This window comes from Chryseobacterium sp. MEBOG07, assembly GCF_021869745.1.
Taxonomy (GTDB): domain Bacteria; phylum Bacteroidota; class Bacteroidia; order Flavobacteriales; family Weeksellaceae; genus Chryseobacterium; species Chryseobacterium viscerum.
Map to the genome: position 1 here is coordinate 2,087,261 of NZ_CP084579.1, position 25,269 is coordinate 2,112,529.

Here is a 25,269-nt window from a genome sequence, read left to right on the forward strand (position 1 = left end):
AACTTAAACCCTTAATTTCTAATCTTACCCCCTGTAATTACACCAAAATAATAATAAAAAAACAAGACACTATATGGTGTTTTATTTATATATTTGTCTGGAATAGAAAGGCTATAAAACAAAGTCGGATTTTCTATATCAGGGTAATTTCATATCTACATTAAGGACAGCTCATATAATAAAATTAAAAGAATATGTTTGGATATCGTACTAAAATAGCTTCTGTTTTCATTTTCCTTTTGGTAACCTTTGCAAAAGCGCAATTCTATGAACTTTACCAGCCCGTAGCCGTAGAGCAGTACAAAGGGAAAAATTTTTTGCTTGAGGCAAAAATATGGTATACGAATAATATGACGAATTCCTCATGGACGGTTCTGGCTGTAAGGAATGTGGATGCCAATTCTAAGGTGATAAAACAACCCTTTTATAATGAGGATGCAGGGGAGTATTACAAAAAAAATGAATGGAGCCCTTATGAATTGAAAGGAAAAATAGATTCAAATACAAAATTTTTAACAATAGGGTTTGCTTTTGCCGGAAATGATAACTATTTCATAGATGATTTGAAACTCTATGTTTTGGATGGCAAAAACAAAATTGAAATACCTCTGAAGAATAGTGATTTTGAAAATGAAGATCTCAAAGAATGGAAAAATTTCCCAAAAGATGATCATGTAAAAGTGGCGATATCATCAGAAAAATTCTATTCAGGGAAGCAATCGCTTTACATTGATAATTCGAATGTGAAAACAAAGCCAACACTTGGAAATAATGCTGAGATTGGAAAATATGCTGAGGTGAATGGGGTGAAGCTTTATTATGAAATATACGGCAGCGGGACACCGGTTCTTTTGCTGCATGGCAATAATTCTTCTATGGGAGCCTTCAGAAATCAATTCGATCCCCTTACCAAAGGTTTTCAGTTGATAGCACTGGACAGCCGTGGACAGGGAAAATCTTCGGGTGACGAAACGCCTTTGACCTATGAGCTTATGGCTAAAGATGTAAATGCATTTCTGGATCAACTCGGATTAAAGAAAGTAGATGTTTTAGGATGGAGCGACGGGGGAAATATTGCCGTTATCCTCGCAAGAGATTATCCGGATAAGGTGAACAAAATGGCCATCATGGGCACTGTCTTATACAATGATGACAATTCTGTGGAGAAAGAGATCAATGTGCTGCTGAAAGAGCAGGTGAAAGCCATGAAAGAGCGTGGCATTGCAGAAAACAATATGGATTACCGGTTGAAAATGCTGCTCATCAATGAACCGCATATTGACCCTAATTCTTTAGAGAAAATAAAATCACCAAGCCTGATCATGGCTGGTGAGCACGATGTTGTAAAGGAAAAGCACACCAAACTCATTGCCGAAAAAATCCCCAACAGTAAGTTATTAATTTTTAAAGGAGGTGACCACGAAGCACCAGAAAAAATACCCGGAATTTTCAACAAAGCTGTTGTAGATTTTTTTACCAGTTAAGTTTAGAAATAATCCCTTCCCAAATATGGCGAAGGGATTTTATTTTATAGCATTTGTATCTTCAAAGTCAGTAAGTTTCCGGGAGGAGAGAGTTTGCTGACAGTAATTTTCAATTAATAATATTCAAATTCTCTTTCTATTTTTTGTTGTACAATTCCCTTATCGTCTATCAATTCCTCATAAATTGAGTTTGAATTGGTGTCAAGCTTCACATTTTTATAGATAAGTTTAGACTTTTTTTGCTGAATGATATCCTCAAGAAGCATTTCACTTTTTATGGCATTGGTATAAGTGTACAAAATGGTATTGTTAATCGGGGTTTCATAAAAATTTCCTGTTTCTTCTGTTTTTATAAGGCGGTTACTTTTGTCGAAATAAAACAACTTGGTAAGCGACATCTTGTGATCAGTAGCATTTGAAACTCTTTTATACAGAGAATCGGAAATTTTTTCAAAATAACCGGTAGTTTCTATCTTCTTATTTCCAGGATTAATGCTTTTGAAATGGCGTTTAGCTTTATCCTTTGAATCGTAGATAAGAAAGTCACCGATCAATCTTTTATCAGGAAATTCAATGGTGGCTGCATTATAGCGTTCAATTTTTGTCAGAAAGCCCTCTTTGTCAAAATAAGAAATACTTTTATTAATCTTCTGAGGTGAAAACGTGATGATCTCTGTCACTTTTTTTGGCTGCCCCGAATAGTTAGAAAATTCCAGGTCATTAATGATTGATTTTCCCTGACCGCTTACAAGGGTATAGAGTATAATAAAAAGATAGCTCAATTTTATTTTCATATTGTAAGCGTTACAGTGTTCTACAATTCCCACTAATGCTCAAATATAGGTTTTCTGATTACCAGAAAAGGTTGAGAAAATTAACGGACAAGAAGATAGATTCCAACACCAATTGCGGTATAAGCCGTAACCGTAAGAATATCAGCGATAGGTTGTGAAAAGCGTTTTTCTGCAATTTTCTCGCTATTGATCTGGTTCTTATGGAATTTCATGATTTTTTTAGCATTACGAACCGGGTGCACTACCAGGCTATCATTTTCCCACTTATCAACGATTACTTTATAACTCTTACCATCCACTTCAATTTTAACATTTTTACCAGAGGCTAGTTTCTCCTGAACATTGATCGGAGCAGGTGCTTGTGGGGCGTTCAGATTTGGGGATGAAGCTGCTGTACCATTCATTTGTGGAGCAGTAGTATTAGCAATCGCTGTATTCTTTTTAGAGTCTTGCTTGTTGTCAGCCGTTGGATCCGCCTGCTTTTTTACCTGATAAGTATAGCAACTGGTAAGAGAAAATAATAGAATGATGAGGTATAAATTCTTTCGCATGAGCCAAATTTAAGAATTAAACGGAATATTTGGGAGTTTCTTTTGAAAGATACTGTTAAAAAATCTCTGAATACGAGTTTTTTTATTCGTCATCCAATTCGTCATCATTCAATTTTCTATAAGTATCAAGTTCTTCATGAGTAAAGAGAATTTGATGGGTTTCAGATTTTGAATACATTTTGGTTCTTTTGCTAAGCTCTATTTCGTCATCTTCATCGAGGAAAACTTTAATTTGTTTTTCTTTAATGTATTCAATTCCAGTATCAAAATATTCTTTTGGACTATGAAATTCATCATTTATATTATAATCATCATTTCTGCAAAATTTGCATTTCCCTTCTTCACAAGAAAAATATCCACAAATTTTACACTCCTGAAGATTACTTTGTTTCTTAGTATTTATATTATTTGCATCTCCTAAATAGCAGCTTTTACATAAAGTAGATGTCCATCCATTAATGTATCTTTCTTTTCCATTTCCTCCACACTTCTCACAAGTTTTTGCAGATAGAATAGTGTAGGTTTGCACTATTCTTTTGATTGTTTGTTCCAATTCCTTATTGTCCAGAAGAATATAGCAACGCAAACCACCATATTTTTCTTTTCCATAAACATCATTATTGATATCCCAACCAGCAATACAAAATTCAAAAAGCATTTTCTTAATCAAATCATGCCAACCTTTTCCATTAAGTTGAAAATTTGAAAGATTTTTCTGGACGAAATTGTCAATGTTTTTACTATACATCCTATCTATTCTGTTTAAAATAACGGCTAACTTTCAAGTTTACACCATTGCGTTAATCTGATTAATATATCTTTCCGTAAAGCTATTTCTGCTACTAATTTAAAATTTGGTAATTATATACGATTTTACACTAATCTTGATATCTCAATTTTGTTGTAAGCAATCCATCGTTTGAGATTCCCAACCATTCTTTTTAAATGATCTTCATTCAGGAAAATATTGGTCCAATATTCAAATCTGTCGCACTGAACACTGATATAATAGGTCATAATTGCTAAACATGCGTAGGATAGAAACTTTTTTTCGTCGTCACTCATTTTAGTTACTGTCTCGTAACCTTTGATGAAGCTATCTGCTTTTGCTTGATATTCCTCTTCGTTCAAATGGGTTGAAAATAACTGAAATAGGAAATAAGAAATGTCAAAGCATAAATAACCGTTGCCACAAAAATCAAAGTCAAAAAATGTTATTTCTTTTTCATCGTCAATATGCAAATTGTCAAACCAAACGTCAAGATGAACAGCTCCATATCTCATTTTCTGTTGGTCAATATTTTCCATTTTTAGCGTTAAAAAATCAGAAAGGGTTTCTAAAAATTCAATTTCGCTGGTATTTTTACTATAAAATTCTTTTGTTCTTAAAACAGGATTTTTAAGCATGTTTTGAGTATTATAAGACATTCTCATCAGTTCGATATTTTCTGTGGTTTGATGAACTTTTGCTAATGCCTGTCCAATTAGAAAGCTTGTTTGGGATGAAAATTTTGCGGTCTTTGTGCCCTTAGCATACGAAAATAAAACACCAAATCTTGTACCTTCCGGGGCTTCAATTTCCTGAATGAATTTGTTTGATGTATCAGCTATTGGAAAAGCAACTTGCCGGTCTCCTTCTTTTAGGAGAATTAAAAGTCTTAATTCTTCTTCAATTTCTAATTGAGTCCGCCAATTGTGGGTGTAAACTCTAAAAACGTATTTGTTTTGGCCATCATGAACAATGTATAAATGATTCATAGCAAGTCGAAATATACTACATTCCGTTTTGTCGGTCAGTTCATATTTTCGTTGAATAAGTTTGCCAAGTCCATGGGGCGAAAGTGTACTATTTATTGTAGGAAATTTCTCTGTCATTAGTTATTAAGTCGTAGTGGGTTATAAAGTATCTGCAATTTCGTTAACATTTTTCGGTTTCACACCTATTATCTATATAAATTTTCCTTTTATCCCCTTGTTACTGCACGATTGTATTGTGTGGTTTCTATTTCAATCACTTTTGTAGAGTAAAGGGGTAATTAGCCAGAAGGTTATAGCATAGCAACAGTGGCTGATACTGGTTTTGAGCTTTTTATGTTTTTTGAAATGTTAGATAAATTATTGATATAAAAATAAGAATTTTATCTTTTGAAGGAATGGCTTGGCAATATAGGAAAAGAAGGTACTAAAGACAATCAATGCTGGTAAACTTGAAATAACAGGTAGTAAACAGGGGGACACCAGCACTATATTATTAAATATCCTATTTACTGGATTTTCAAAGGCTAAAATAATATTATTTTTTTTATTCACTATTTGATGATCCATGATAAAAATATACTTTTGTAATCGACAACATAAAATCAATATAGCTGATCATATTGTTGTTGCTAAAAAAACTAAAAACCGAATTTTAAAACTAATTAAACCATGAAAAAGAACAAGACTACACGGTATTTATTTCTGTAATACCTCAAAACTAAAGTGTTCCCGGCAATGTAACAACAGTAAACTCCTCAGAATTTCTTGAGAGCTGCCAATCCTATAGGACCTGTAAGGCTTATTTGATTATTTCCGTCCATCAAGATGGGAAAGCTTCATGTTGTATCCGTTAAGATATTATACCATCGCGGTCAGCGAGACATTTTTTAATCAATAGTAATTTATTGATGCAAATCTTTATACCATTATCCTGTACCCGGCAAAGGATGCAATGGGAAAATAACAGCAAGTAAATGATTAAAAAGCCAAAGAATATAATTTAATAATAAACTCAATAATTTTTACACTATTATGACAAAGAAACTACTCATCGTTGCCTTCACAGGCTTATCATGTACTATGGCTTTTGCCGCTGATTTATATGTTAGAAATGGCGGAGCAGGCGGAGCTTATCCTACTGTAAGTACAGCAATCACAGCGGCTTCAGACGGAGATCGGATCATCATTCAGCCTAAAGCGAATGGAGAAGCCTATGTAGAAAATCTGATTATCAACAAATCGCTCACTTTTGTTTCCGAAACCCATTATACCAAATATATCATTCAGGGAAATGTAAGCATCAATCCGGCAACAGGAAGAACGGTGACGATCAGCAATCTGAGCTCAGGATATTACGGCATGTACAATGTAGAAGCAACTTTTCCAATAGGTACAGGAAGAACTATCATTAATATTGTGAACTGTGATCTGCATAATGTTTTAACAGACAAAGTGAATTTCACTACGAACATCTCCGGCTGTACGATTAGTGGAATCCTGAAGTTTTCTCACGGAAGATGCACCGCGAATAAAGCACAAAGTATCGCCGTGATAGCTACGCAGGACAGCAGCCCTGTTGGATCTGATATTGAGGTATATGGAAATGTTTCTAGTTCGTTTATATCCAATTCACAATCCAATTATAATTTTAAGTTTAACAATAATTTTTGTGCCGGTATTTATATTTATGGTCTTAAAGCAGGAAGCTCTAACGAAATCATTAACAATACCGTCTATAATTATACTCCCGCAGATACAGCTCCGTTTTACGTCAACTTGGGGAATAACCTTAATGTAGGGAATATTGCTATTATCAACAATGCCTCTTCTTTTGTGGTAGGAGGGACTAATGCGTGCATTCAAAACAAAAGCAATAACGTTGCTATAACGGCTAATTATAATGTATTCACCAATACTTTTGTAACGGAAGGTAATATGACCCAGAGCGACAATTCCGGATCAATGACCCTGAACTTCGATAATGCAGCCTATACGGTAACCGGAATGAATGTAAATGCCGGAAATCCTGGTATAAAATACACCGATTTAGACTTAACAAGAAACGACGCCGGGCATTATGGGGGCTCTAACAGCTGGATGAATTACTGGCCGGCAAATAATGGTAATAAACCTCAGGTAAACTATCTGTCGACTCCAAGATCTATTACCAGCGGAACTTTCAACCTCAGCGGATCTGGTTTTTCTAAATAATTCTAATATAACGATATGAAAAATTATATCTATAGTATAATTGCCTTGTTGATGGTGATGCTGTGCCCGGCACAAGTATTGGTCAGCCAGGCAGAATATTTTTGGGATATCGATCCCGGAACAGGAAATGGAACTCCTGTATGGGCTGCCGATGGAACTTTCGACAACGTTGTGGAGCAGCTTTCCAAAACAGACATTGCCACCCCGGGTAGCGGTTTACACAAATTAAGTATCCGTGTCAAGGACAATACAGGAGTTTGGGGGCCGGTTTTCACCAACATTATTGATGTTCAGTCCAATCAGACCTCTGCAGTAATAGCTCTTTCTCAGGCAGAATATTTTTGGGATACTGATCCGGGAGCAGGAAATGGGAATCCCGTATTGGCTGTCGATGGTACTTTTGACAGCGTTATTGAACAGCTGAATGCATCAGGAGTTGCCACTCCGGGCAGCGGTTTACATAAATTCAGTATCCGTGTCAAGGACAATACAGGAGTTTGGGGACCGGTTTTTACCCATGTCATTAATATTCAGCAAACTTCGGCATCTCCCATAATAACTGTTTCGCAGGCTGAGTATTTTTGGGATATAGATCCGGGAGCAGGAAATGGAAACGCTTTATTGGCTGCTGATACAAATTTCGATACCTCTTTTGAGCAATTGGCTGATGCAGGAATTGCTTTACCTGCTAATGGTTTGCATGTATTTAATGTTCGTATTAAAGACAATACGGGTGCTTGGGGGCCTGTTTTTAGAAATGTTATTGATGTACAGACCACAGCTTTTACAGGCTGCTGGCAAAGCCTTATCACAAGAGGAGACCATTCGGTAGGAATCAAAACAGACGGAACCCTGTGGGCCTGGGGAAGTAATACATCAGGACAATTAGGAGACGGAACTACATATGTCAAACTTGTCCCTATCCAAGTAGGAACATCAGCAGATTGGAAAAGCATATATGTCGGTAACAGGCATACCCTTGCCATTAAAACAAACGGAACGTTGTGGGCGTGGGGGAATAATGCTTCTGGGCAATTAGGAGACGGAACTCTAACCGGCAAAACGGTTCCCACTCAGATAGGAACTGCAACGGACTGGCAAAGTCTTGGCGGTGGAGCTGAACATTCCGTAGGAATTAAAACCGATGGAACGCTATGGGCATGGGGAGGTAACGGTAACGGACAATTGGGAGACGGAACTACAGTTTCGAAAAATATTCCAACACAAATCGGAACGGCCGCCAATTGGAAAAGTATTCGTGCTGCCAATTATCAGACCTTAGCCATCAAAACCGATGGAACGCTGTGGGGATGGGGAATTAATAACTATGGACAACTGGGAGACGGAACTTCAGTGTCAAAAAACACCCCAACGCAAATCGGAAGTGCTACTAATTGGAAAAGTATTGATACAGGAGTTCAGCATTCGATAGGAATCAAAACCGATGGAACGCTATGGACCTGGGGCAATAACAGTAATGGGCAACTGGGAGATGGTACTACCATTTCAAAAAACACTCAAATACAAGTAGGAACAGCAACCAACTGGCAAACTGCAACGGTTGGAAATAGTTTTACATTTGCAACCAAGACAGACGGAACGCTTTGGTCGTGGGGCAGCAATAATTTTGGACAGTTGGGTACTGGTACAACTGGAGGAAGTACTACATCACCTACACAGGTAGATTCCTCTTCAGACAATAAGCAGGTTTTTGCTGGAGAAAATCATATTCTTGTACAGAAATTTGACAGTTTTCTAAAAGTTTGTGGACGAAATGATAGCTGGCAGCTAGGTGACGGTACGAAAGTTAACAAAAATACATTTATTTCTACGGCTTGCCCTGGGTATTGTATTCCTCCGACACCGGTTTCATCTGCCAATATTACTTCTGCAACGGCTACTCTTAACTGGACAGCAGCAACGGTGGCTCCTGGTCAGGGGTATGTGTATCTTTACAGTACCAGCCCAACGGTTGGAGGGATTCAAGGAGGTGTACCTTCTACTTCTACAACAGCCAATTTAACGAATTTACTACCTGACACTACTTACTATTGGTGGGTGGGGTCTAATTGTGGATTCAGTCCGTATATCTGGGTGCCGGGAGGTTCCTTTACTACACTTCCTACCACTGCAACAGGCTGCTGGCAAAGTGTGAGCGGTGGTGTTGATTTTTCAATGGCGCTCAAAGCAGATGGAACACTATGGGCCTGGGGAAATAACTATGAAGGAGAGCTGGGAGACGGAACTATGATCAATAGAAATACCCCAACACAAATTGGCACCGAAAATAATTGGGTGAAAATAGCTACCGGGCCTTATTTTTCAGCAGGTATGAAAGCTAATGGATCTATATGGACCTGGGGAGAGAATAACAGAGGACAATTGGGTGATGGAACTGCAATCACGAGAACTGTTCCAACGCAGGTAGGAACCGCAACAGGATGGTTGGATATTGCAACGGGGGAGAAACAGACATTCGCTATACAATCAGATGGAACACTTTGGGCCTGGGGTATAATAACAGGGGACAGTTAGGTGATGGTACTCTCATTAACAAAAGCATACCTGTACAAATAGGAACAGCAACAGACTGGGTAAGTATCGCCTCTGGAGGATATCATACCCTTGCTATAAAAAGCGATGGAACGCTATGGACCTGGGGAGATAATAATTATGGACAATTAGGTGATGGTAGTACAGTAGCAGTAAGTTACCCTACTCAAATAGGAACGGCAACGAATTGGAAATCTGTTACTGCAGGAACGAATCATTCAATAGCACTCAAAACCGATGGAACGCTATGGACCTGGGGATATAATGACAGGGGACAATTAGGTGATGGAACTACAAATCGAAAGAATATTCCGACACAGGTAGGAACAGAAGCCAACTGGCAAAGTGTGAAGACTGGCATGTACGGTTCAACTTTAGCCATCAAAACTGATGGTACCTTATGGACCTGGGGGTATAATGGCTGGGGGCAATTAGGAGATGGTACAGAGACTAGCGCCTCTACACCTATGCGTATCGGAAATGCAACTGACTGGCAAAGTATTGCAGCAGGAGCTAACAATACTTTTGCTATCAATGCTAATGGATTTCTGGCCATCAGTGGTTATAATTTCAAGGGACAGATTGGAGATGGTACTAATGCTATAAAGAGAATTTTCACACCAGTTGCTTGTGGTACAAGTAATGGAACTGTTACTAAAGTTTCAACTTCCGCTAAAGGAAGTTTAGCAGTTGATGAAATTACAACAAAAGCTGATCAGCTGAAGATCTATCCAAATCCGGTACAGGATATCCTGACCATTTCGTTTGACCAGAAGATACTGTTGGTAGCGGTTTACAATGCAGCCGGACAGGAGGTACTTACAAAGGCTATCAATGATATGAAAGGAACCATTGATGTTTCCGGACTCGTATCAGGAGCTTATCTGATTAAAGTAAATGCTGCTAATGACGTTGTGAAAACAGTAAAAGTAATCAAGCGATAAGCATTAAAACCTTATGAGACTCGCTAAGATTTCTTTACATTTGAAATCTTTCAAAATAGCGCCACTTAGAAATAAGTGGCGCTATTTTTTTTATATTCTTTTTCTGATCTCTTTTCTTTGTTATACAAAGTCTACCGACTTTGATTATACTCAAAACTCTTTGCTGCCACACTAAAGCAATAGTGACGGCAATTAAGGAAAATTTTACAGAAAACAGAAAAGAGTTTTTATTAGATTTCTTCCTTAAAGAGGGTTCAAAAACTTCAAGTGTAACTAAATAAAAACAATTTTTGTAAAACATTCTCCAAAGTCAGGAAACTTCGAGGAGCAGAGAGGGAAGAGGTACATCTAATAAATAGAAATTTTATTGACGCAAAGGTTTACTGTAATGATGCATAGAGTAGGAGGCAAAGAGAGAATCAATCAAGGATTGACTCGATGAAGCGGTCGTGTTATCCATCCGCTTCATCAGTGGAGAACCCGCCACCTTTGCTTTCCTAAAAATCATCAGGATCTTATAAAAACCTTTGCGTTAAAAAAGCGTAATCTTATCCCCAATACAATTGAATTCGGATTAGCTGAAAATCTTTGATTTTCTTTCGCCCTAGACTCCCGCCCCAGACTCCCAATACGGCTTAAAAAGCCTTGCGCCTTTGCGATGTTCCAACAAAGCAATAAGCAAAAGTTTATCCAGCAGTATAGATTTTGCAAAGGAGTAAAAATGCTTCCTCAGCCAGACCTGAGTTAATGAAATTCCCGTTTTTCCAAGAGTCCGTTTTTATACATTTCAGTGTATACTAATGGTCCTTTTTTCCTTGTATTGATGATGGAATCTCCTGTTTCCTCACTGTATTTCTGTAGTAATTTGTAAAATTTCCATGTTCCAACGGGTAGCCCATTTTTATACTCCGCTTCCAGATAAGTATAGGGATCTGTGAAATCCGGATGTTTTTGTAGGTCTATAGAACTATTGGATTTGGTTTCTATCCATTTTCCTTCTTTAAGGTGGTTTTTCACCGTGCCCTGTTCTTCCTCATTTTTATAAGGTCCATCTTTGTCATAGTATCTGGAAAATTTTCCGGAGGGTAGAATTTGGTATTGCTGTAAAGGTTTTAGTTTGAAAGGATCTTCAGTAAACTCATAATCCTGCAGAGAAATAATGTGATTTTTATCGATATTAAATAGGGTGTAGTTGGCAAAACCCATTTCTCCCTGATGATTAAGATAGATTCTCTTCATATCGATAAGCTTACCATCCTTGGTTGAAACTAAATACATTTTTTCAATAAATGGTTCGGCGTAACGAACAGTATTATAGACCGCCATAAAGTAGACTGAATAGTCTCTATAACACAGAAAATCAGAGGCTATTTTAATACGGTCATATTTTTCATTGACAGTAGTGCTGAATGGCAGAAGGACATCATATTCTTCAGGAAGTGATACAAGATCTTTTTTGATTGTTGTTTCAAATTTCAATGCATTGATTTTCTTCAATGTATTCTCATCTTGTATGACAGGCAAAATGGCATCAGCAGTTGTTCGTTTTGAAAGGTCTGAATACCCAAATGGCAGTGTTATACAATCCGCCTTATTGGTGTTAAAAGAAAACGATCCTTTATCTGTTGAATGTACTTCTGTGTTTGTTGCCTTATTTTCTGTTTGAGCCTTACTGTAGCAGGAAAAAAGGAAAAAAAGACAAGAAAAAAAAGCGATATTAATTTTAAACATATATATCTGATATTGGGGTGAAACCGTGGACATGCAAATGATTATTATGTCGTGGAGTAGCGGTATGGGTGGTATGAGGTAACCGCGTGCTGGCATTGTCTGCCGTACTGGCATTTGCCGTGTTGGAAAAATCCTCTGACCGGCCTAATATAAAACCAAAGTCATAAAGGATGTTTCTAAGAATCACTTCATTATCATAATCAAAATTCGCGGCCGTAAGGATCGTATTGTTTCCATTCTGCTGATTCGTCAATAAATTCAAATCTCCTGCTTCTCCATTCACATGTTCTGCACTGGGATAACACGACGCATCAGCATAAGAAAAACCCTGAGATACGATATAATGATTGTGTCCTTCCTGTCTGAATTGCGCCAATGATCCTAAGAAACCTGCAAATAAATCCGGCTGAATACTTCTTCTTCTGGTATGCTGAAATCCATATCGGATGATGACTCCATTTTGATTATAATTGAATGCTTCAAAAATCTGTGGTCCCACACCAACATTCGCTAAAATATCCATATCCACCATTTCAACATCTCCCTGTTGATTGGCATACCATTTATCGGTGGCTCCATCACCAAGTGTTCCGTTAGCATACACCAATAACTGATGAGCATCGATCTGTTCGCCGGCAGCCCTGTTGGCGGTAAAATCTATGGTCTGCAACAGCGCTCCTCTCTGGGCCAGCGGCGGAATGGTATTCACTCTTCTTTTTCTGGTTATTGTTTCTTTGGTTCTGGCACAAATCCTGTGTTCATTATCATTTTGATCATAATAAAAGAAGATAATCTGCGTAGATTGGGCGTTCAGAACTTTCTGAATCCTTCTTCTTCTTTCCGGATTGGTACTGATCACGGCTAAAGTATTGTACGTATTACTGCCATGGTGAATGGTATAGATATTTTTATTGACCACTCTGAATCTTGCTGTGTCATCATTTAAGAAAATACCGGCTCCATTTACTTCTTGCTGTTCATCTCTATAGGCACAGGGATTATTGTCTGTTCTTTCTACCGCCACTTCCAGATTGATACTGCCATCTGCCAGTCTTCTGGTCCAGTCATCAAAAGTTGCTCTTCCATCCGGTCTGAGCTGCAGTTTAATAATCGCTTTATTGATATGGTCACTTTGCAGATTGGTATAATGAGCATGACTGCCTGCTCTGTTGTTAAGGGCATCAAAATTTCCGACCTGTACCGTCAATAGCCTCTGTACTTCATACCGGTTGGGAGATACAAAACGCATGAGCTGTAATGTGTCTGTATTTTCTGTCATAGTACTGGCTGAAGGTCTTATCACTGCATCTATACTCAGGTCTGTCATATTGCTGGTCTCTATGATCAGATACACGGTTTTTCCTAACATAGAATCGTAGGGAATTTCCACATTATCATGATCCCGCTGTATGTGGGCAGAATCAATTTTTGTGAAGCTTACTCTTGTTCCATTGTCTGTGGTCACTTTTTTGGCAAAATAAACATCACTGATGCGTTGCAATGAGTCATCGGGAGTATCCGGAGCCAATGGGCCATTTAAAGTCTGTGTCTGCCCGGAGTCTGTTATGGTAATACGTGTTGCCATTTTAAGATTTTTCTTTTTTTAATACGGGAGTTTCTGATATTCCATGACGAGGATGATCCGTGATGTTATCTTCTTTAAATGAGATGAGGTTCAGACCGTCAAATTTTTCATCCAGCTGGTTCTGCAGTTCTTCGATCCATCTTATTTTTTTATAATTCTTCATGGCTTATTTCTTTTATATGATAGATGATTTTCTTTTGATAGTTTTCTCCCAGGGAAAATTCTATGGTCAATTTATGTTCCAGCACTTCTTTGGTCACAGCATCTAATAACATTTGTCCTTTATATTTGTCCAGTTTTGGAAAATCGGTTTCGCTATGATAATCGATTTCCTTTCTTTTCATCTCTCCATAAAACATTTCCCAGTTTTTGTCTGAAGGGATATCGCCGGTGTACTGTAATAGTAGTAATTCATCATCACAACGCATAGCCTCTGTCTGTATACTTTCGTCTATATCGATTACGGTATTAGCCATAAAATTACGGTAACGTACCCTATGCTTTTTCTGATTCTCTTTTTCATGCCTTCCGTAAAATTGATGGAGGATCATTCCGAAATGAATATTTTTAAAAAAATCTTTACCCACCAGATTTTCCTTTTGGTAAAATGTTTTTAAAAACTGATAGAAATCTTCAGCTTTTTTGCCAACATAGGATCTGGAGAGCTTTTCTATGGCTTTTTCCATTCTGTCCTGAAGAATTGTTAATCCCTGTATGTTTTTCAAACGACAGTATTCATCCGTTATAAGCACTACATCATCATTGACAGCTGCAATTCTGGTTAAAAAATCTTTTTCGGAGAGCGAGAGTTCCTTATCCCGGTGTACTCTGTCAAAAGTTTCGATATGGTATTCAAATCTTTCTGTTTCTAAAAGCTTCAGCGTAACATGAAAATTTTTGTTGAGCTCACTTCTGTGAGTTTTCCCATTGGTGGTGGTATATTCATTAAAAGAATAACGATAAAATTTCTTTCCTTCGAGAAGGTTTAATTTAATATGTATCGGAAACACTGGCTCCATAATTTTTCACCCGTTTTTTACAACTTGTTATCGCTGATTAAACCATTACTTTTATTTAAAAACTACTTTCCCGCCAGACGAAACCCACTGGCTTTTTTTGTTCCATGATCCATCACAGTCTTGCTGCATTTGTTTAACTATTTTTGCTGTTTTCAGATCAATAATAGCACAAGTATAGTTTTCATGCAGGGTACTGTCTTTATCACTTTCATGCACATAGTCTTTGATGATGGCATCTACCACTACATAATTGGCATTGGGTGATAATCTGGAGAATAGCTCACTTCCCGTACCTTTGTATTCATTTCCTTTCCCTACTTTTATCTTCTTCTTTTTATTAATAATATAAAGATTATACCATAGTTTCATATCGCTGTTATAGGATGCATAATACAGTGATGAGGTATTATTCAAAGTAATGAGGGTGTCTTTCTTTACCTTTTTATTCTGTACATCATGATTTCGATGGGAAACAGTGTTTCCGCATGTAATACAAATGACTAAAATCATTAGGATGTTTATAATTTGTTTCATGATGATAAATTTGAATTTTTTTCCATTTTTTCATACCGTTTGTCCATATCGGTACCTCTTCTTGTATTGCCGTAATCATCGAGGATTTCCTGCTCATATTTACCGTGCATATCTCCCCACTCGCCAGGATTTCTTGATAGCTTTTCTATTTTTTCACCCTCTTTTTTGGTTTTATTTTCTTTGGCAGTGTTGGCATCTTTTTTGGCAAAAAACCGATCTAATGCAGCCCCAAAATCATCTTTTACGAATCCCGGTCTGTTGATGTGATGATCCAATACGGTGGCTTTTCCTAATTTTGATTGTAAATAATCTGACAATTTATAGGAATAGCCTGTAGGAGTTAAAGGAAGTACAACTTCTTTTAATCTCGTGATAAAATCCAGCACTTGTTTTTCCTGAAATGTCTTATCAATAACAGCATTTACAATCGGTTGCAGCGGCTTGCATTCTACTGTTTTTCCAAATAAAGATTCTTTACAGTTTTCTCTGATTTTGTTTGATAATGTATTTCCTGTAATTTTTTCCGCTTTGGAATCTGCCGGATCTTTATAATACAAAACCCCTGAGTCCACGGTCCACCCGCACGATACAAATAACTCGTCATATTTTTCAGGATGCTGAGCTTTAAATTCTTCAACTTGCGTCGTAAATTCACCTTTTCCGGTATGATCCACTGTTTTTTGCATGGCCCCGGCCGTTAATATCATCTGCTCACCGGAGAGGTCCCAGTCATAGGACTGTACAGAGTCTAATTTGCCCTCATTTTCAGACATTCCCACTAAAATAGCCTTTTCTTCAGCCGTAATTTTTTTATCTTCAATTAATGTATCCCAATCGGAATAATTTTCAAGTTTTTTTGATCCCCAATAGGCGGGTCCATATCTTTTACTGTATCGGGTACAGGTAATATCATAATTGTTTCCACAATTACAGTATCTGATCTCGAATCTTTCATTGTCTTTATTTAAAAACTCATGCGTTTCATCCGGAAATTTCACTTCATCCTCCGTTCCCGTTACTTCAGCTTTGAAATATAAAAACGCGTTTTTATCATCTCTTTTATTAAATTTCTCTATCAGTTTTTTCAAATCTTCATCACTTTTGGGACGCATTGCTATTTCTTTGGCATATACCAATGTTCCGTTGATCGTGAATTCAATTTTGCTTTTTTCCTCCTCGCCATCCAGAAACTTTACAGGATTTTCATAGATGTTTTCCTCATTTTTTAATTTATTTTCATGAATCTCAACCGATAGCTTTCCGCTGGCTCCTTCACAATTGGCTACAACCCAGACTTTCTTTTTAATGGTGGTACTGTTTATTCTCTCAAAATCAAAATCCAGGCTGCCATCAGCTTTTTTTGCCTGTACCTCTTCTTCCCATGTAATTTTCACCGACTCTTTTGCTTTTAATCTTACAGAATCTTCTTTATCAGCCTGTAGGTTCCTTCTTCCTTTTTTTCATACTTCTTTTTGACGTCAGATACCAGCCCTCCGCTTTTTACAGTATAGGGTTCTTCTTTCTTTTCCCAGATCATTTTAGGAACTTGTTTCGCAAAATATATTTTCACCACATTCACTTCATGATCCACCTGGTGAGGCATATCATAAGTCTTTTGATTGGGGTTTGCAGCGTAATCATCTTTTTCTTGTGCTTCTTCACTCATACCATTTTATTTTGAGCTGATTATTGAAAATTACTAGAGTTATTATATTTTGTTTCCAGGTCTTTAATCACTTTTAAAATTATTTATCTACCAACAAAATTTATCTGATACAGCATATTCTGTACATTGATCAACCGTCTTCAGCTGGTCTCCAACAATTGTATTTTTATAAAGCTTTCTTTCTTTGGTATCACTCACTCCGGTTATTAGATATTTTCCTGTTTTATCCCATCCATAGAAAGCTGCTTTATCGAAAAAATCTGGCATAAATATAAACTTGTTTTCTTTTTTTGACCATTTGTAAAATTGATACATATCATTGTCTCTCATAGAGCTTGAAAGATCCAGAATAAGAAGGTCTTCATATCCATCATTATCCATGTCTGTTATTGTTATAAAGTTATAATCTCCATTGCGAAAAATTATTTTTTTCTTATTTACAAAATCATTTTCTTTAAATTCTTTATTTTTATAATAATCATAAGTATCATAGTATGAACTATTATTTATAACTTGCCAATGTTGAAGCTCTATAGTTCCTTCTATACATTCGTATGCAGACTTAGGTAAAAAAAAGCTATTTGTGTCTTCTTGTATTTCAATAATGGTATATTTTTTTCGTCCTGACAAATCTTCAGACTTCGAGAGTCGCAACTGAATGTCCATCTTTTTTTTATTAACTTCCAACGGGATTGTTACTACATATTGCGAAGGAATACTCAATGTATCTAAATATTTTTGAATATTTTGCTTCTTGGAAGACGTAGATATTTTACCATCAATCTCCGTAGAATCAATTTTTGCTATATTGACATCCTCTTTGTTTGAGGTTCTTTTAGATTGATTTTTCGCACAGGAAATTAACAATATTAGTATTAAAATGTAATTTTTCATTCAGTTATATTGCTAATCTTTTCAACATAATAAATTTTTATCCCTTTATATTCTTCATAGTTTTAAAGGTGGAATTTCTATTACTATTATTCGTTAAATATTTTTATTCTTCATCAATTGTCCAAATAGTTTTTTTATCAGCTTCCAATTTCTTTCTATTTTCTTCATATTTTTTTAAACTATAACTATTGTCAACTGGAAAATTATTTTTTTGTATTTCTATAGATTGGAATACTTTTGCAGGATTAACTGGCTTATATTTTTTTATTTCTTTACATCCATTTTTAGGAATACAAATACCAATGCTATCAATCAGATTATTTTTTTTATTGACAAAATAATTTAATTGAAGAAAAAAAATCTTTTCATTTTTAATTAAATTTTCTCCTAAAAAATATTTAGAATAATAATTACCTTTATGATATCCAAAAATGACCCAGATATGGTTTATGTTATTCTTAGGAATATTATCTAAAATCATTTTATGATAATTTTTCAGCTTGTCTGGACTTATCTTTGTTGAATCCAGGATATTATTTTTTGATGATTTTATAAATTCATTCTTACTAAAGCTTTGAATAAAATCTTTAAAAGGAGTTTTTGTATCATAATAAAAATGTCCTTCTCCTAAAATATCAACATTATAATGTCTTTGAGCATTATAAAACACAGAGAAAATGAACAGTCCTAAAAAAAGTAGTTTTTTCATATTTTATATTTTATATTTTATATTCCTTTTCTCATCTCATCCCACTGCCATTTGTAGTATGCTAATCTTGTATTTCTATTTTTATCTGTTGAATCTTCTACATCTACTCTTACTCTTTCTGAATAATCCATAAAATTATCTGTATGTCCTTTATAAAATCTATATGGACTATTATCAAATAAATGCCATAATCCTAAATTATGTCCAAATTCGTGAGCAATTGTAGGATTGTCTAAGGTCTGTTCTGTGAAAAAAACAACCGTATTTCCAACTGGTTGTGCTGCTTTAAAATATGCAAAAGCATCTACATTTATTACTTTAATAGAAAATGATTCATTTCCTGCCGGGTCCTTTGTAATAAAAAATCTTTCTTCTTTTTTTCCCATTTGAACAAAAATATTTGCAAAAAACATAAATTTATTTTTATCGTTTTTGTTTCTTACAGGGTTTTTATTTATTCCATTTTTTTCATATAAACTCATTAACTCATCTCTGAAAACTTCCAAATTTTCTATATCATTCTCAGCAATTCTGGTAGAAGCTTTTTTAGGAGAGATCTCTAATTCTTTCATTACTGAAGCCTTCTCCAAACTATATTTTTCTACTAGTGTTTTTCCATTTTCTTTGTATAATCTCAAATCAAAATCTTCAGGTGTTTTTACTTTACATTGAATCAGAGCTTGATTTAAAACTTTTGAATTTAGATATGTTTCCAAATCGCTTCCTCTTTTTCTTTTTAAAGCCTTTGAACTATCATTATTGATCAAACAATCTATAATTGTTATATCTATATTTTTAATTTCATTGTTAGCATAAATAAAGAATTTTCCTATTTGTTCATTCGTTTTTTCCTTATCTCCATCTTTTAAAACTGCTTTTACTATAATTTCTGTGTCTTTCGATAATGCTTTTTCACATTTTATTATTATCCCTTTTTTAGCTTCTTTTATACTTTTTGCAATTTTAGGAGTGATTTGCACATCAGCATTTTCGCATTCAAAGTGAATTTCTATTTCAGAAGGCTTTTTTACTTTTTCATTTTCTTTAAAATCTTCAAATACTTCGATATCCAATTTAACACCATTTATATGAGGAGAATTCGGATAATCAATTGGAAATATAGATAACCAGGTACAGTAGTAGTCTTTCTGAAATCTAACAAATGGTCTATATTGAGATTTCAGCTCTTCAAAATTTTCACAAAGAGGTATTTTTGTAGCTTCAGCTTTTCCGTTGGGTCTAGTTTTAAAAGGAGTGGGAGGATTGCTATTATTATACAAAACTTTTTCCAATGGCTCAATATATTCTTCTCGTAACCAATCAAAACCATATTCTCCTTTGTAAGAATTTCCTCTTCTGAAATTGACCAAAAACTTATAATCAATTTCAGATTTTGGTTCTTCTGGTGTTAAAATCTTCTCCACTTTCGGAATCGGTGTCGCAGCAGCAGCATTAAACTCAGGGTCACAATTGATAAAAGACTCTTTTACTAAAGCTGTTTGTTCCTGTATATTAGAGGTTCCCAAATTATCCCATGGACTTAATTTTATCACGCTCATACAGGGTGGGGGAGACATATTTCTTGCAGGCCATTTCGGGTGCCCGCAGTTTCCTTTGAATTGAAGGTTGACCATGTTGTTTCCATCTCCCTTTGTGGCAAATATCTTATCCTGAAGGTTTATTTCGTTTGAGGTCACTTTCAGTTCTCCGGGCGCCTGGGCATAGGGACACTTCAATGTGGCTCCATGTATGACCATTTCTCTTTTTTCTGAAGGAGAATCTTCGGTGGATTTTTTTTGTTTTTCGGCTCTTTTTTCAGAAAGTTTCTGATCATGCGCTGAAGTATTCTGATCTTCCATGGGTTACTATTTTGGATTGGATTCAATTGTTAAGGCGGAAATCATATTTGCAGGCAGCAATGAAAATGTATTTTCATCACCCGAAATAGATTTAGCCTTTACTTACTTTAACGTCTTTTCCTCCCTGGAATACGGCCAATGATGTTCCTCTCAGCTTTAAATCACCTTTAGAGGTTTGTATATCGGCTTCTCCGGAAATACTTTTAAATGTATTACCTGTACTTTCTGTTTGATCTTTCTTAACGATAACACTTTTATTTTCGGAGGTTTGGGTGTATCTCTTTGTAATAGATTCGGTATGGTCATTTCCAATATTGAGGGTGCTGTCCTGCCCAATCTTAGTGGTCATATTCCTGCCTACAGAAATGTGCATATCTTCGCCTGCCGTAAAAGTCATATTCTTCGGTGCCGTAACATTAATGTTTCCCTGGCCATCCATAAAATAAGTATTTCCGCTCGGATCTTTAATGGTTACACTTTTGTCTGCATCATTCATTAAAACCTTAATGCCGCTTCTCGTCTGTATAGATTTAAGGTGATTGTCCACGCCTCCGCCCAGACCTACCTGCCCATGAAACATTCCCCCCATGGCAAATGGAAAATCGGGGTTGTGGTATTCAAATCCTACCATCACCTGATCGCCTATCTCCGGAACTGCTACAAAACCTCTGTTTTGGGTGATCGCATCTGTTCCTCCTGCATCGGGGCTCATCATTCTGATAAAGTGGGTGGTATCATTTAACTGCCAGTCAAACCGAACCTGTATTCTGCCCTGATTCAATGGATCTACATTGGAGATCACGGTGGCCACCTGCGGTTCTGCTTTGGGCATTTCAAAATCAGGCTTAGGCATAAAACCGGTACCTTCAGCAATTGCTTCAAAGCTTCCTGTATAATATCCTCTTGCATTTACTTCATGGGTTACCTCTGTAATCATAAGTGTTGTAAAATGCGAGGTTTCATTAGTATCCGTTTTTCTCATGGCTAAATCTGCAACGCAGCCAATATATAGAAACGGAACTGTTGTTTGTCCTGTAACGGTAAAAACCTCTACGGCTTTACTTCCTCTTGCACTCTTCTGGGAATCATCCACATCCAGGAACATATTGGCATTAACGGGAGTGGGAGTCAGTGACCGTGTAGTAAAAATAGTGTCATTCAGTTCATAAGCTTTAGAAGATAATTCTCCTAAATGTTGTATACGATCATCAGCACCCACCATTTTAGTGTGGTTGCTGCTGTTGTAGCCAAAATATTCCGGCTTGGTGTGAACTGCTTTTAATTCAACAATCACATCATTTACATTGCTTCCATATACCAATTGGATAGGCTTTTCAGAAGAAGGAAGCTTTCCGAAATGAAGAATTTCGCCATCATAATAAAACTGCTCTCCATAGGCTTCTGCAATTCTTGTAAGGTAATTGTAATGGGTTTCGTTGTATTGTGAACTGTAACTGATATAACTTTTGTTTTGGGTGTCTACCCTGAAATCAAATTTGTTGGTCCCTAAGGTCTCCTTGATAATCCGGGTGGCAATAATATTGGTGTTCACCGTCTGGCTTCCTCCGAAACTTTGGGTATGGGGCGCAGCATCCATCAGAATAGTGGGGCTTTTCCCTTTTAAAATAATATTTCCCAAACTCATTTTTTCCTGACTGAAGGCTACCTGGGTAATGAGGCCCACAAATGTTCTTTCGGGGCTTTCACTTTCAGCATCTTTATATCTAAAAATAACGGTGATTCTTTTTCCTAAAAACTTTTGGGCCTGCTCAAGGTTGTGGTTTTGTACCTCACCTAAAGAGTCATGAGCCAATACCAGTTCAAAATCATGGTGCTTTCTTGCACTCTGTTGCAAACGAAAGTGCTTAAAGTGATTGACAGCTTTGCCCTCAACCACAATTTCCAGTTTTACCACCCGGTTGATACCCGAAATGTGGTTGTCTGAAACTTTCTCAGAATTTGAGGAGTTTTTCATAATATTTTATGCGTTTTTTTTGGTATTATGTCACCGAATTTAGATAAAAAATAGATTACAAATTGTAATATTATATTAAATCTGAAAAATTGTAGTAAAACTACGATTGACTAAAAATCTTGCTCAAAATAGCTTTAGATTGATGATATAAAGAAAGTACTGGAAATTGGGGGATTTTCAGGTGGAGAAATACTTTTCATAAATTCAAAACTTTGTATTGGATTTGTTTAAATTGATTATTAATAAAAGGATTGAATCTTGTCTTTGCATTTTAGAAAAACTATAGAATGAAAGTAAGGGGAAGAGTCTGGAAGCTGGAATATAGCTTTCTTCTTCAAAACAAAAAAGCCTTTCAAGATTATTGAAAGGCTTTTCTATTATTTTAAAATCTGTTGATCATAAAGAAGATTGTCATCTTCATCAAAGCTTATAATCAAAACTTTAAATTGTTTTGCAGTGTCATTATTAAAGAATTTAATTCTTGGCGGAACGTAATCACTATCAAATAAATTAGGATTCCAGTAAAGGGTTTCCCGGGTGTCAGTTTCGATTTTCGTTGGAGAATCATCGTCTAACATTTCAATAGGAAATTCTGACGGTCTATCATATCCCTTTACTATTGATGCATTATTTTTTTTCTTGTCATTTCCAGTGCTTTTAGATTTCATATTGCCCCTCATCGTATAGACTGCTACTGCATCACCTATTAATCCTGCTCCTTTTATAATTTTCACCATCGCAATATTGCTTACAGGAAGGTTTGAAATCATCGTAGGATCAGTAAGCACTTCATCTAAATAGAGCTTAGCGGGCTGGTTACGGATGTAGGGTACGTTTACCCCTGAGCTATTTCTTTGAAATGTTAAGCCGGCAGCTCTCCCTTGCAGCCAGTCTAATATATTGATTGATCCGGCAGCGTGTTGGTCTTCATTGACGAAGTCAAATATGGTAGAATTGATAGAATTAAACATTCCGGTAGACAGTTGCTTGTTGAGCTCTTCTTTTGGATCTTGTTTTTTTCCGGCTAATTTTACTTCTTCAATCTGTACCTCAGCATTTTCATTTTTTTTGTTATTTTTTTGAGTGTTGATGGCTCTGGAGATAGCGGGTGGAAGTTTCCTGTTTGCATTGGCTTTCACCAGTCTGTATTTTGTATTGGGGAAATTGCCTTTAAATTGTGTTGGCTTCACCATGTGTTCAACCGTAACATATAAATCATCAGTACTTGATTCTTTACCATTTTCAGGATTTACAAATAATGAAACAGCTAAAGGCTCATCAAAATCAACACTTTCTAAATAAACATATCCATTTTGATCTGTTTTAAACAGGTTGAAATTAGGTGGGTTCTCACCTAACTTTAATGCTAAAGTCACGTTGGTATCTCTCAGTATCGCATTGTTTTTAATAGGCTGTACTTTGTAAGAAAGAAATTTTGGAGAATTGTTTTTAATACTAGGAACAGATCCACTTAGTACAGAATTCCAGTCAAATCTTTTCCATTTTTCAGAAATAAGCAGTGCATCCAAAGCTTCACTGTTGGCATTTTTAGAGAAATATTGTGCCGGTGCATTTATTTTGTCCGTAAAATCTCCCGTCAGCCACAGTCCACTCAGTAGATTTTCTTCTTCTGAATTACCACTTCCGTCATCCTCACTTACCAAAACGGTATAGTTTTTAAAATAGGTCTCTGGTGAAAGATCGATACTATTGAAAGACCTAGGAGTCTGTTTTAAACTCTGAGCAACAATTTGGGCTTTCTCAATCTTTAAATTGTTGGGTCTTATAAAACAAAGTCTTGTTGCAACCAGATTATCCTGTTCATCAAAAATGGCTAGCTGCAAAATACCATTGTTCCCATTGCTGATTTTTGTAGGAATAAGACTTGATACTTCATTGGTCAACTGATTGATATTGGCTTTATAAGCCAGATGGTTGTTGATGGTTCCTACAATTTTATAATTTTGGAGTTGTTGTTTTAGATTAACTCCTTTTAAGCTGTATTTAATCCCTTCTTTAGAGCTGTTGACTTCTAAACTAAGACCGCTGTCTGCCACTTCCGGTAAATCGATCGTTTGCTTTTTTCCAGTATTATCCTGAATAATAACTTGATATTTTTTTCCTGAAGCTGGAGTTATTTTAAAAGAGGCCACATTTTTATCAAATGATGTAAACGATGTAATAGATACATTTGGATTTTGTGTGTCAACTATTTTTCCGGTCCAGCTTTCTGGCAGTGAAGAATCGCTTGATAACCTTACGGCGAATTTCGTGGGCATCCCATTGATGAAAGTTCCACCTTCGGCAAAAGCTTTGGCAGACCAATCAGCATTTTTAGAAACCTCTAATGTTTCGCTTGAGCTAGGGTTGTAAATCGGAATTGTTTTAACAATCTGAAAATCTTCGTTAAAATTGGTCATGTAAAGAGTATAAGCCCTTACAAAATAAACCTGCTCAGGAAGGTCTTCTTTCAGTTTAAAATCTCCGCTGCCTTCACCATTGGTTAAACGTACGGTTTTCCAGTCTATTAATTTTTTATCAGCATCATACAATTCAACAAATAAAGTAGTAGACAACGTGGAACGATTGTAACCATCAAATACAAAGCTTTTGAACCAGATCTGGTCACCCGCTGCATATTGTGATTTGTCAGTAAGCAAGTATACTTTTTCCTGTTCGTAATTATTCTCAAGACTTGTAATTGCTTTTTCTAGCTTAGTTTGTGCCAGTACAGGCTGTACCATTGAAAGAAGCAATACACAGAATATATTTTTCATAGAAATCTCAGCGCATTTTAATTCACTGCTAATGTAGTCATTTAAAGACTTCGGAGATTGATATTTAACTTCTTATTTCAGAGAAAAAAATAAGATTGATGATGTCTTTTGGGTGGAAATTCTGAGCTGCAATACCTGGTAGGATATTGAGAGCCTACAAATTGAATTTGTGAATTAAATAGGAATGTGCTGTAAATTAAAATTTTAGATAGAAAAAAATAATCA

20 protein-coding genes are annotated in these 25,269 nt (G+C 36.1%); 4 read left to right on the top strand and 16 right to left on the bottom strand.

Annotation, left to right across the window (positions count from 1 at the left end; translation table 11 throughout):
* Positions 1-194: 194 nt before the first annotated feature.
* The gene (locus LF886_RS09485; RefSeq protein ID WP_236853869.1) at positions 195-1,484 is read left to right on the top strand and encodes an alpha/beta fold hydrolase; all 1,290 of its coding nucleotides are present in this window, start codon (positions 195-197) and stop codon (positions 1,482-1,484) included.
* 113 nt (positions 1,485-1,597) lie between these two features.
* On the opposite strand, the gene LF886_RS09490 is transcribed toward LF886_RS09485, so the two are convergent.
* The 4 genes from LF886_RS09490 to LF886_RS09505 all read right to left on the bottom strand — a co-directional run bounded on the left by LF886_RS09490 (position 1,598) and on the right by LF886_RS09505 (position 4,704).
* Positions 1,598-2,278, bottom strand: a complete 681-nt coding sequence (locus LF886_RS09490; RefSeq protein WP_236853870.1) for a hypothetical protein — start codon at positions 2,276-2,278, stop codon at positions 1,598-1,600.
* 80 nt (positions 2,279-2,358) lie between these two features.
* Entirely contained in the window at positions 2,359-2,829 is a 471-nt protein-coding gene (locus tag LF886_RS09495) for a hypothetical protein (RefSeq protein ID WP_236853871.1), read from the bottom strand.
* Between the two features lie 82 nt (positions 2,830-2,911).
* Positions 2,912-3,577 (bottom strand): hypothetical protein, encoded by a 666-nt coding sequence (locus tag LF886_RS09500; protein WP_236853872.1) that lies wholly within the window; start codon positions 3,575-3,577, stop codon positions 2,912-2,914.
* Positions 3,578-3,702: 125 nt separating this feature from the next.
* Entirely contained in the window at positions 3,703-4,704 is a 1,002-nt protein-coding gene (locus tag LF886_RS09505; RefSeq protein ID WP_236853873.1) for a phosphotransferase, read from the bottom strand.
* 915 nt (positions 4,705-5,619) lie between these two features.
* Here LF886_RS09505 and LF886_RS09510 point away from each other — a divergent pair.
* From LF886_RS09510 to LF886_RS09520, 3 genes are read left to right on the top strand one after another with little or no spacing between them, the layout of a single operon-like run.
* Entirely contained in the window at positions 5,620-6,798 is a 1,179-nt protein-coding gene (locus LF886_RS09510; protein WP_236853874.1) for a hypothetical protein, read from the top strand.
* Between the two features lie 15 nt (positions 6,799-6,813).
* Entirely contained in the window at positions 6,814-9,333 is a 2,520-nt protein-coding gene (locus LF886_RS09515; protein ID WP_236853875.1) for a fibronectin type III domain-containing protein, read from the top strand.
* Entirely contained in the window at positions 9,240-10,295 is a 1,056-nt protein-coding gene (locus tag LF886_RS09520) for a T9SS type A sorting domain-containing protein (protein WP_236853876.1), read from the top strand. Before LF886_RS09515 ends, LF886_RS09520 begins: the two co-directional genes overlap by 94 nt.
* Before the next feature lie 744 nt (positions 10,296-11,039).
* Here the strand turns inward: LF886_RS09520 and LF886_RS09525 are convergent.
* From LF886_RS09525 to LF886_RS09580, 12 genes are all read right to left on the bottom strand, one after another.
* The gene (locus LF886_RS09525) at positions 11,040-12,026 is read right to left on the bottom strand and encodes a hypothetical protein (RefSeq protein WP_236853877.1); all 987 of its coding nucleotides are present in this window, start codon (positions 12,024-12,026) and stop codon (positions 11,040-11,042) included.
* A complete protein-coding gene (locus LF886_RS09530) occupies positions 12,019-13,611 on the bottom strand; it encodes a hypothetical protein (RefSeq protein WP_236853878.1) in 1,593 nt (530 codons plus the stop codon). Before LF886_RS09530 ends, LF886_RS09525 begins: the two co-directional genes overlap by 8 nt.
* Before the next feature lies 1 nt (position 13,612).
* On the bottom strand, positions 13,613-13,774 hold the full coding sequence (locus LF886_RS09535) for a hypothetical protein (RefSeq protein ID WP_236853879.1): 162 nt from the start codon (positions 13,772-13,774) through the stop codon (positions 13,613-13,615).
* Complete coding sequence (locus LF886_RS09540) at positions 13,761-14,630, bottom strand: hypothetical protein (RefSeq protein WP_236853880.1); 870 nt, start codon at positions 14,628-14,630, stop codon at positions 13,761-13,763. Before LF886_RS09540 ends, LF886_RS09535 begins: the two co-directional genes overlap by 14 nt.
* Positions 14,631-14,681: 51 nt before the next feature.
* The gene (locus LF886_RS09545) at positions 14,682-15,164 is read right to left on the bottom strand and encodes a hypothetical protein (RefSeq protein WP_236853881.1); all 483 of its coding nucleotides are present in this window, start codon (positions 15,162-15,164) and stop codon (positions 14,682-14,684) included.
* Entirely contained in the window at positions 15,161-16,558 is a 1,398-nt protein-coding gene (locus LF886_RS09550; RefSeq protein ID WP_236853882.1) for a hypothetical protein, read from the bottom strand. The genes LF886_RS09545 and LF886_RS09550 overlap by 4 nt, the downstream gene beginning before the upstream one ends.
* A 20-nt stretch (positions 16,559-16,578) precedes the next feature.
* Positions 16,579-16,830 carry a hypothetical protein gene (locus LF886_RS09555; protein WP_236853883.1) on the bottom strand — a complete coding sequence of 84 codons (252 nt, stop codon included), beginning with the start codon at positions 16,828-16,830 and terminating at the stop codon, positions 16,579-16,581.
* 87 nt (positions 16,831-16,917) lie between these two features.
* Entirely contained in the window at positions 16,918-17,724 is an 807-nt protein-coding gene (locus LF886_RS09560) for a hypothetical protein (protein WP_236853884.1), read from the bottom strand.
* 103 nt (positions 17,725-17,827) lie between these two features.
* A complete protein-coding gene (locus LF886_RS09565; RefSeq protein WP_236853885.1) occupies positions 17,828-18,433 on the bottom strand; it encodes a hypothetical protein in 606 nt (201 codons plus the stop codon).
* Between the two features lie 17 nt (positions 18,434-18,450).
* Positions 18,451-20,292: a PAAR-like protein gene (locus LF886_RS09570; RefSeq protein ID WP_236853886.1), complete on the bottom strand. Its 1,842-nt coding sequence runs from the start codon at positions 20,290-20,292 to the stop codon at positions 18,451-18,453.
* Positions 20,293-20,383: 91 nt separating this feature from the next.
* Positions 20,384-22,267 (bottom strand): type VI secretion system Vgr family protein, encoded by a 1,884-nt coding sequence (locus tag LF886_RS09575; protein ID WP_236853887.1) that lies wholly within the window; start codon positions 22,265-22,267, stop codon positions 20,384-20,386.
* Positions 22,268-22,644: 377 nt separating this feature from the next.
* Positions 22,645-25,044, bottom strand: coding sequence for a hypothetical protein (locus LF886_RS09580; protein ID WP_236853888.1), 2,400 nt, complete (start codon positions 25,042-25,044; stop codon positions 22,645-22,647).
* Positions 25,045-25,269 lie beyond the last annotated feature (225 nt).

Excerpts from the sequence above, each read along its gene's own strand:
- LF886_RS09505 (WP_236853873.1), bottom strand. The coding sequence starts at position 4,704 with ATGACAGAGAAATTTCCTACAATAAATAGTACACTTTCGCCCCATGGA.
- LF886_RS09530 (WP_236853878.1), bottom strand. The coding sequence starts at position 13,611 with ATGGCAACACGTATTACCATAACAGACTCCGGGCAGACACAGACTTTA.
- LF886_RS09525 (WP_236853877.1), bottom strand. The coding sequence starts at position 12,026 with ATGTTTAAAATTAATATCGCTTTTTTTTCTTGTCTTTTTTTCCTTTTT.
- LF886_RS09580 (WP_236853888.1), bottom strand. The coding sequence starts at position 25,044 with ATGAAAAATATATTCTGTGTATTGCTTCTTTCAATGGTACAGCCTGTA.
- LF886_RS09565 (WP_236853885.1), bottom strand. The coding sequence starts at position 18,433 with ATGAAAAAACTACTTTTTTTAGGACTGTTCATTTTCTCTGTGTTTTAT.
- LF886_RS09500 (WP_236853872.1), bottom strand. The coding sequence starts at position 3,577 with ATGTATAGTAAAAACATTGACAATTTCGTCCAGAAAAATCTTTCAAAT.
- LF886_RS09540 (WP_236853880.1), bottom strand. The coding sequence starts at position 14,630 with ATGGAGCCAGTGTTTCCGATACATATTAAATTAAACCTTCTCGAAGGA.
- LF886_RS09495 (WP_236853871.1), bottom strand. The coding sequence starts at position 2,829 with ATGCGAAAGAATTTATACCTCATCATTCTATTATTTTCTCTTACCAGT.
- LF886_RS09510 (WP_236853874.1), top strand. The coding sequence starts at position 5,620 with ATGACAAAGAAACTACTCATCGTTGCCTTCACAGGCTTATCATGTACT.
- LF886_RS09490 (WP_236853870.1), bottom strand. The coding sequence starts at position 2,278 with ATGAAAATAAAATTGAGCTATCTTTTTATTATACTCTATACCCTTGTA.
- LF886_RS09560 (WP_236853884.1), bottom strand. The coding sequence starts at position 17,724 with ATGAAAAATTACATTTTAATACTAATATTGTTAATTTCCTGTGCGAAA.
- LF886_RS09515 (WP_236853875.1), top strand. The coding sequence starts at position 6,814 with ATGAAAAATTATATCTATAGTATAATTGCCTTGTTGATGGTGATGCTG.
- LF886_RS09555 (WP_236853883.1), bottom strand. The coding sequence starts at position 16,830 with ATGAGTGAAGAAGCACAAGAAAAAGATGATTACGCTGCAAACCCCAAT.
- LF886_RS09575 (WP_236853887.1), bottom strand. The coding sequence starts at position 22,267 with ATGAAAAACTCCTCAAATTCTGAGAAAGTTTCAGACAACCACATTTCG.
- LF886_RS09520 (WP_236853876.1), top strand. The coding sequence starts at position 9,240 with ATGGTTGGATATTGCAACGGGGGAGAAACAGACATTCGCTATACAATC.
- LF886_RS09570 (WP_236853886.1), bottom strand. The coding sequence starts at position 20,292 with ATGGAAGATCAGAATACTTCAGCGCATGATCAGAAACTTTCTGAAAAA.
- LF886_RS09485 (WP_236853869.1), top strand. The coding sequence starts at position 195 with ATGTTTGGATATCGTACTAAAATAGCTTCTGTTTTCATTTTCCTTTTG.
- LF886_RS09535 (WP_236853879.1), bottom strand. The coding sequence starts at position 13,774 with ATGAAGAATTATAAAAAAATAAGATGGATCGAAGAACTGCAGAACCAG.
- LF886_RS09545 (WP_236853881.1), bottom strand. The coding sequence starts at position 15,164 with ATGAAACAAATTATAAACATCCTAATGATTTTAGTCATTTGTATTACA.